Origin of the sequence: Mesorhizobium sp. M7A.F.Ca.CA.002.15.2.1 (assembly GCF_003998715.1) — a bacterium.
GTDB lineage: Bacteria > Pseudomonadota > Alphaproteobacteria > Rhizobiales > Rhizobiaceae > Mesorhizobium > Mesorhizobium ciceri.
In genome coordinates, this window is sequence record NZ_RZPI01000234.1 from 1 (window position 1) to 7528 (window position 7528).

The following is a 7528-nucleotide window of genomic DNA, read 5'->3' on the forward strand; positions in this document are numbered from 1 at the left end:
TGCTCTCCTTCTTAGCGCTGTCGGCTGAGGAACCAAGTAGGGGGAGCGGCGGCCGATTCTCAGGCCGTGGCCTTGAGCTCTGGTGCAAGGATGTAGGCCCAACGGGTCGTTCCGGTGGCGCCACCGAAACCACTAGGCGGGAGTGGCCTGTCCTGCCGACGTCGCAAGCTTGCGAGCGTTCCGCCGCGGCCGCAGCCCGTAGCGCCGGGCAACCTCCGAGATCGCCGCGTCGGCTCCAGGGTCTCGGACATGACTCCGTGCCTTGTCGTCCATCGACCAATGCCGCCGACCAACAGCGCCGTTGATCACCCTCGAAAACGCCGAGGCTGCCGCTCAGGGTCAATCGTAAGTTCAAGTTCAGACACAAGCCGATCTCCGATCCACCTCAGAATCGGCAGGCCCACAGATCGCGGGTCCTCCTGGAAGGACACAGCGCTTACCCTTGAAATATGGAGAACCATGGCTTTGCGCCGTCGGCAGTTGAGCTGATCTCGCAATGCTATTTCCCCGGCAACGTCCGCGAGCCGGAGAACTGCGTGCTTGGCGTTCTCCTCTGGAAGGAACCAATCTTTCGGAACGTGGCAATGTCATCGACGAGCTCTCACGGGCCAGCACGATGCCGGTTCGGCGCATCGGCGCCCGCCTGAACACGAGATGGCCACTTGCGATTCTAACGATACGGCCGGACGGGGGCTGGGACCGCGGCGGACGAAGCGTGACGGCTGATCGACACAATGGAGAAGGCCGGCTGGGTTCAGGCTAATGCGGCTCGAATTCTCGGCCTCAAGCTGCGACAAGTCGGCTAGGCGATACGCCGGCATAGTATCGAGGTGAAGGAACTTCTAAGAGCCTGATGAGCCAATCGTCAGGCCAGTGGTCTTGCGCGCCCTGTGCGCGACAAGGAGTGCTTCGTGCTTCTGAACGGATTTGGACTTGCACTGTCGCAAGCAGGACAAAATTGTGTCGCGCCGGCCTGACACAATGCGATATCGACCCGAATAGTGAACTGAAGCCGCTTTTTTCAGTTGGTATGGCTCTTGCACCTTGAACCGCGACGTTACCAGCAACGGAGCCGTTTGATGTCCTCACCGACAGTTTCGATTGAGGGGCCGACTAGCACGACATCCGAGGGTCTTCTGGCAGCCGCGAAATCCGGTGGCTGCGCATCGTCTTCCTACGGCTCGTCGCCGACCAGCCCGGGCGAAGAGGATCCGGCTATTTGGGAAAGGATCAAGGATCACCCCTGCTTTTCGGAGGAAGCGCATCATTATTTCGCGCGTATGCATGTGGCGGTCGCGCCGGCTTGCAATGTCCAGTGCAACTATTGCAATCGCAAATACGATTGCGCCAACGAGAGCCGGCCTGGTGTTGTGTCTGAGAAGTTGACGCCCGACCAAGCGCTACGCAAGGTCATCGCCGTTGCCAACAAAGTTCCGCAGCTTTCGGTTCTTGGCATCGCTGGGCCGGGGGATGCCTGTTACGATTGGGAGAAAACGAAGGCAACGTTCGACCGCGTCATCAGGGAAATCCCCGACATAAAGCTGTGCGTCTCCACTAATGGGCTCGTGCTGCCGGACCATGTCGCCGAGCTTGCCGAAATGAATGTTGATCACGTGACGATCACCATCAACATGGTCGACCCGGAAGTCGGCGCGAAGATCTATCCATGGATCTTTTATGAAAATCGCCGCTACTTCGGCATCGAAGCCGCTCGAATCTTGCACGCGCGGCAGATGCTGGGCCTGGAGATGCTGAGCGCGCGCGGCATCCTCACCAAAATCAACTCGGTGATGATTCCTGGAGTGAACGACCAGCACCTGTTTGAGGTGAACAAAATGGTCAGGGAGCGGGGCGCGTTTCTGCACAACGTGATGCCTCTGATTTCGGACCCGGCGCACGGTACCCACTACGGACTCATCGGGCAGCGCGGCCCAACGGCAACGGAGATGATGGCTCTTCAGGATCGACTTGAAGGTGGCGCCAAGTTGATGCGCCACTGCCGGCAGTGCCGGGCAGATGCTGTCGGCCTGCTCGGTGAAGATCGTGGCCAGGAATTCACGCTGGACGGTATTCCCGACGATGTCGCCTACGATGCTGGCAAGCGTCAGGCCTATCGGCAGGTGGTCGCACACGAGCGCCGTGATCATGAGGCGGCGAGGAGCGAGGCCATCGGTATGGTCAAGGCAACAGACTCCGAAAAGTCGCTTCTGGTTGCGGTGGCCACTAAGGGAGGTGGACGGGTCAACGAACACTTCGGCCACGCGAAGGAATTCCAGGTTTATGAAGTCTCGCCTAGAGGGATCAGCTTGGTCGGGCATCGGAAGGTCGAGCGGTATTGCCTCGGAGGCGGGGGCGAAGACGCCATCCTCGAGGGCGTCATCGCAGCGCTCGAAGGCATACACATAGTGCTATGCGCCAAGATCGGAAATCGCCCGAAGGAACAACTCTCGCGAGTTGGACTGCGCGTAACCGACGCCTATGGCCATGACTACATCGAGACCGCAGTCAGCGCACTTTACGCGGCAGAGTTTGGGATCAGACCACTAGCGGCGACGGCCTGAGCCGTCTCGTCCGATAACCAGGAGTTAGAATGGCTTTAAAGATCATCGCATCCCAATGTACCCAATGCGGGGCCTGCGAGTTCGAATGTCCTTCGGAAGCGATCAAGTTCAAGGGCGACGCCTATGTGATCGATCCAAACAAGTGCACCGAATGCAAGGAGGCCTTCGATACGCAGCAATGCGTGTCGGTCTGTCCGGTACCGAAAACCTGCGTTCCCGCTTGATTCCTACCGAAACGGTCGGGTTCGCCGCACGACGACGCCTGCAACCCGCGACCACAACAAAAGCCTCGAGAAAGGAATGGACAGCATGTGGTCCAGACGCGAACAGGAGGTCGAAATCGGCAGACCGCCACGGTTCATGCAGGGTGAGCGGGTCCGTGCGATACGCCACATAAAAAACGACGGCACCTATCCCGGCAAGGAGATCGGCGAAAACCTCGTGCGGAAGGGCGACGAAGGCTACGTGCGCGACATTGGAACCTTTCTCCAGCAATTCTTCATCTATGCGGTCGAATGGATCGATCGTGGCACGGTCGTCGGCATGCGAGCGCGCGAACTCATTAGCCTCGACAAAGTCGAGGTTCCCTGCGGAGCTGAAGGCATTTCCAACGGGGGAACAGCCGGATGAAAGTAATGATTCGCAGGACCGCTACTGGCTTGTCGGCTTATGTCCCCAAGAAGGATCTCGAAGAGCCGATCACCGAGATTGAGAACGCTGACTTATGGGGCGGGACCGTGACGCTCAGGAACGGTTGGCGGCTCATGCTGCCCGACCTTCCGCGCGACACGCGTTTGCCGATCACCGTCGAGGCGATGAAGATTTCCGACGGGGCCTGATGCCGGTGGGTTCAGTGGCGGAGAGGAAACGCGTATGAACACGATGCTGAGCTGGGACCATCTCGTCGTCGTCCGGGGCAGTTTTGCCAAAAAACTGATTGACCTGCTGAACGGCGCTCTCAAGGCCGATCGAGTGATCCCCTATCTCGGTCCTGGTCTTCTGCAGCTTAACCCACCGGAATCCCCTGTACCTTGCACCCCTGAAGATGTCGCCGCGGCCCTCAACAAGCGGGCGCCTGCCCCTTCCAGGATTCGCACCAATATGTGGTCGGTCGCGCAGTTTATCGAGCAGCGCCGACATCGTCGGACTCTCCAAGCGTGGATGGCGGAGATATTCGCAGCCCCCGCCGAGCCGACCGTTCTTCACGCCTGGCTCGCAACCCTTCAACTGTCTGTCATCATCGACAGCTGGTACGATGGCGCCATGCGAGCAGCCCTTGCAGAGGCCGGCCAAACAGACGTTGTCGAGATACAAGGAACGACGCGCGCGACCGGAATCGGTAACATCTGGACGAGAACTTACGATTTGTCAGGAACAGAACTCGAGGCCGAACAAGTGGCTAGGACGGTGCTCTATGCGCCGCACGGCAGCGTCAGGCCGGCGGCAAACTTCCTCGTGGCTGATTCCGATTACGTCGAAGTCCTAACCGAAATTGATATCCAGACGCCGATCCCGGACGCGGTGAAGCAACGGCGCGTCAACCGGGGTTTTTTCTTCGTGGGCTGCCGCTTCAACGATCAGATGCTGCGCACATATGCCAGACAGCTGATGAAGCGCTCCACTGGCCCACATTTTGCGGTGATCGATTCGGCTACGCTGACCAGAAACGAACGTCGTTTCCTTGCCGAAGGCGCAATCACGGTCATCGACATGCCGATCCGCAACGCCGCGGCTCGCCTCGTCGGGGTCGATGCTAGCCAGGATTAATGGCCGGCGATTGCTGGTGAGTCGCTGCTTGCCTCCAAGGGCGAAAACTCAGTTGGGAATACATTCGTGAGCAGTAATGCTAGTGGCAGCACAACGTAGGCTCTGAATTCGTTGGGCCATGTGAAAGGGTCCGCTGCTGCGGGACGTGAGCACGTTGCGGCGGCATTACGCACATGATCTTGTGACCCCCGTGGCAAAAGAACTGAAGCGCCCGAGTCGCGACAACATATGCAGCGCTCAATGGCTTCGACAAAAATTCGGCACAGTTTCGACAGTTCGCATGCACCTCCAGGGTCAACGAGGTTGATTATGCCTGTTTATGTGGGTCGGCCACGCGAGCAGGAATTCCCACTACCTTTGCCCCGGCGGGAACATCTCGTGTGACCACGCAGCCAGCGCCTACCACTGCATTATCACCAATCGTGACGCCAGGCAGAATGATTGCTCCACCGCCGATCCAGACACGGCTGCCAATGTGAACAGGACGCCCGACCTGCAGGCCGGCCTGCCGCTGCTCGGCATCATGTGGATGATCGGCGGTATAAATCTGCACAGCAGGCCCAATTGCCGTTCCTTGCCCGATTTTGACCTCTACCACGTCAAGAATAACGCAGTTGAAGTTGATGTAGGCATTGGCTCCAATGCGGATATTGAATCCGTAGTCGCAAAAAAAGGGCGGACGGATGACCGTTCCGCGCCCAACCTCTCCCAGCCGCTCGGACAAAAGCTCATGCCAATGCCCCGTGGTCTGCCCCAGCGTATCATTGTACCGCTTGAGCCAAGCCCCGGTTGCCAACAGGTCAGCTTGGATCTCCGGATCCGCCGCATTGTAAAACTCGCCTGCGAGCATCTTTTCTTTTTGGCTACGCATCATAGTCTCCCGTCAGGTCGTGTCCCGTACAGTGATGCAGGAACGCACATCAAACTGCCTCGGCAACTTTGTAACTCGATCTTGCCGGGCGCGCGGTCGGTCACGAGCCGGGGCGACAGTTTCGTCTCGACCAACTTCCAAGAATTTGGATATCGGAGATCAACCGGTCGCAGGGGCCAATACCTGACGAAGTCGGCAACTGTCCAGCGGTCGAACTCACTTTCATGCCCATCTCAGATTGCGTGATATCGAGCGGTAAGCCATCAGCTAATGTATCGACCAGGTCCCGCCAGAGGATTACTCCTTTTTAGTTTGTCAGTCGCAGAGCCCCAGTACGACTGGTGGTAGAAAGCACACGGCCGGAATCTTGGCAGCGCTGTTCACACCCACTTCGTAAGCCTGGCCGATGGGCTCGGCGCCAGAGCACCAATGCTTGACCTGCTCCAGCTCTTGCTCGGCGGGTTGTTTCAGAGACGCTTGATCTCGATACCGCGTTTTCTCAGCACGTAGCCGATCTGGCGCGGGGTCAAACCGAGCAGGCGCGCCGCCTTTGCCTGCACCCAGCCACACTTTTCCATGGCAGCAATGACCGTATCGGCATCGGGCACCCTACCACGAGTCGTGGCAGGGCCTATCGGCGCTTGCCCGTCGCCGACGGGCGGGGCGGCACAGGCGGCGGAAGGCTCGATCGTAGTCGACTTCTCTGACGTCGGCTGTCCGTTCTTCCACAGCGCCGCGGCCAAGCACTGATCCGCGTAACAGGCAAAGTCAGTTCTGAGGATTGATGGACCCGTCGCCAGAACTGCCGTCCGTTGAACGCAGTTTTCGAGCTCTCGGATGTTACCTGGAAATTCGCAGTTCATTAGCACCTCAATCGCTTCGGGAGCGAAGGTCAGCGTGTGATCATTCTCAGTATTGAAATTCTTGAGAAACTGAGCGGCCAAGAGCGGAATATCACCTCGCCTTTCGCGCAATGCCGGCACGCGTAAAGTGACGACGTTGATGCGATAATAGAGGTCTTGCCGGAACTCCTTGCGTTGAACTGCCGTTTCCAAGTCCCTGTTCGTTGCGGCAATCACGCGAACATCAACTTTAATGGTGTGGTTGCTGCCGACGCGCTCAAACTCCTGCTCCTGCAGGACACGCAGCAGCTTAGCCTGGAACGAACCTGATATTTCGCCAATCTCGTCCAGAAACAATGTGCCTTTGTCGGCAGCCTCAAAGCGCCCCTTGCGCAAACTGCTCGCGTCGGTGAAGGCACCCTTCTCATGACCGAACAAGTCAGATTCCAGAAGCGTCTCGGTGAGCGCCGCGCAATTGACCTTGATGAAGGGCTGCTTGGCGCGAGGCGAGAGCTCGTGAATGGCTTTGGCAACCAGCTCCTTGCCGGTTCCGGATTCACCTCGCAACAGGACCGTAGTCTTCGCCTTGGCCACCTTGACAAGGTGCTCACGCAGCTTGCGCAGCGCCTGACTATCGCCAAGCATCTCCTTGCTGATCTTTTTACGTTCCATTTGGCAGCCCATCCCACTCCGCCACCCGCCGGTAGAACTGCACTGGACGGTGAGCTGTGTTGTATTTCGCCATCATCATTCTCGATCTCACCTTTGTTGCTTCGAAATTTCCGGCGCGCGGACCCCCTCGGCAAATGGCAATGGCGCCTGAGCATCGTTGTCTTTCACCAGGACGAGCGTCTTCTCCTCCGTGCGGGCGCCCGCAATATGCGCGCTTGTTTGCGCAGGCCTTTACTCGACCGGTCGCCGTTCTGTCCGGCTTCTGCCGCACCGCAGCCTGCAAACCCATCCTTGACAAGAAAGGAGGGGAGTCAATCGAGCTCTCCTTGCATTCGTGCAAGGAAAATTGTCAGTTTGATAGAATTCTATCAAAACGGCAGAAACGCCCCGCCCCCAATTTGGCTGTACCTGCGGCGTTCAGCTTACGTGACGACATGTGCGGACTTGTCCCAATTGCCGTCCGAGTTGTGCGGGAAACAGTAGCCGCTGCGCTGTTCGCTTCAACCGCGTGATGCCGCTGACAGTAGAGGCGGCGGCTCGTCGAGCGAGGCTTCATTGTTCGGCTACTAAAGCGGCTGTGCTTTGGTGGGAGTTGGTTTCGCCCAAGTTCTGGGCCTGGGGGCGTCTAGCCCGTTTCGCCGCACAGGCTCCTCCCACATCGTCGAGGCCGAGAAGGAGGGACCCCACAGCCCTCCCTGTATCACAATGCCCCGCCCCTCAAGCAGCTAGATACGACAGGTGACCTCGAATGAGGCGTCTTGCATGGCTTCTACACCTGCCTGAATGCCAGAACTGCGTTCGTACCGCCCATGGCG

The 7528-nt window shown here is 58.5% G+C and carries 6 protein-coding genes and 2 pseudogenes; 6 read left to right on the plus strand and 2 right to left on the minus strand.

Annotated features, from left to right (window positions below):
- Window positions 1-693: 693 nt before the first annotated feature.
- The 6 genes and pseudogenes from ENZ74_RS15060 to ENZ74_RS15085 form a co-directional block, all read left to right on the plus strand.
- A pseudogene (locus ENZ74_RS15060) lies at window positions 694-806 on the plus strand (helix-turn-helix domain-containing protein); the annotation flags it as partial.
- Between the two features lie 273 nt (window positions 807-1079).
- On the plus strand, window positions 1080-2561 hold the full coding sequence (nifB, locus tag ENZ74_RS15065; RefSeq protein ID WP_063169393.1) for a nitrogenase cofactor biosynthesis protein NifB: 1482 nt from the start codon (window positions 1080-1082) through the stop codon (window positions 2559-2561).
- Window positions 2562-2590: 29 nt separating this feature from the next.
- On the plus strand, window positions 2591-2785 hold the full coding sequence (locus ENZ74_RS15070) for a 4Fe-4S binding protein (RefSeq protein ID WP_024505232.1): 195 nt from the start codon (window positions 2591-2593) through the stop codon (window positions 2783-2785).
- An 85-nt stretch (window positions 2786-2870) separates the two neighbouring features.
- Entirely contained in the window at window positions 2871-3191 is a 321-nt protein-coding gene (locus tag ENZ74_RS15075; protein WP_024505231.1) for a nitrogen fixation protein NifZ, read from the plus strand.
- The gene (nifT, locus tag ENZ74_RS15080; RefSeq protein WP_024505230.1) at window positions 3188-3400 is read left to right on the plus strand and encodes a putative nitrogen fixation protein NifT; all 213 of its coding nucleotides are present in this window, start codon (window positions 3188-3190) and stop codon (window positions 3398-3400) included. The genes ENZ74_RS15075 and nifT overlap by 4 nt, the downstream gene beginning before the upstream one ends.
- 34 nt (window positions 3401-3434) lie before the next feature.
- Window positions 3435-4328 carry an SIR2 family protein gene (locus tag ENZ74_RS15085; RefSeq protein ID WP_024505229.1) on the plus strand — a complete coding sequence of 298 codons (894 nt, stop codon included), beginning with the start codon at window positions 3435-3437 and terminating at the stop codon, window positions 4326-4328.
- Between the two features lie 307 nt (window positions 4329-4635).
- Here ENZ74_RS15085 and ENZ74_RS15090 read toward each other — a convergent pair whose 3' ends face one another.
- Window positions 4636-5202 (minus strand): sugar O-acetyltransferase, encoded by a 567-nt coding sequence (locus ENZ74_RS15090; RefSeq protein WP_024505228.1) that lies wholly within the window; start codon window positions 5200-5202, stop codon window positions 4636-4638.
- 464 nt (window positions 5203-5666) lie between these two features.
- A pseudogene (gene nifA, locus ENZ74_RS15095) lies at window positions 5667-6710 on the minus strand (nif-specific transcriptional activator NifA); the annotation flags it as partial.
- Window positions 6711-7528: the final 818 nt, after the last annotated feature.

Bases quoted from the DNA above. Each gene is read 5' to 3' on its own strand.
- nifB (WP_063169393.1), top strand. From the start codon at position 1,080: ATGTCCTCACCGACAGTTTCGATTGAGGGGCCGACTAGCACGACATCC.
- ENZ74_RS15070 (WP_024505232.1), top strand. From the start codon at position 2,591: ATGGCTTTAAAGATCATCGCATCCCAATGTACCCAATGCGGGGCCTGC.
- ENZ74_RS15075 (WP_024505231.1), top strand. From the start codon at position 2,871: ATGTGGTCCAGACGCGAACAGGAGGTCGAAATCGGCAGACCGCCACGG.
- nifT (WP_024505230.1), top strand. From the start codon at position 3,188: ATGAAAGTAATGATTCGCAGGACCGCTACTGGCTTGTCGGCTTATGTC.
- ENZ74_RS15085 (WP_024505229.1), top strand. From the start codon at position 3,435: ATGAACACGATGCTGAGCTGGGACCATCTCGTCGTCGTCCGGGGCAGT.
- ENZ74_RS15090 (WP_024505228.1), bottom strand. From the start codon at position 5,202: ATGATGCGTAGCCAAAAAGAAAAGATGCTCGCAGGCGAGTTTTACAAT.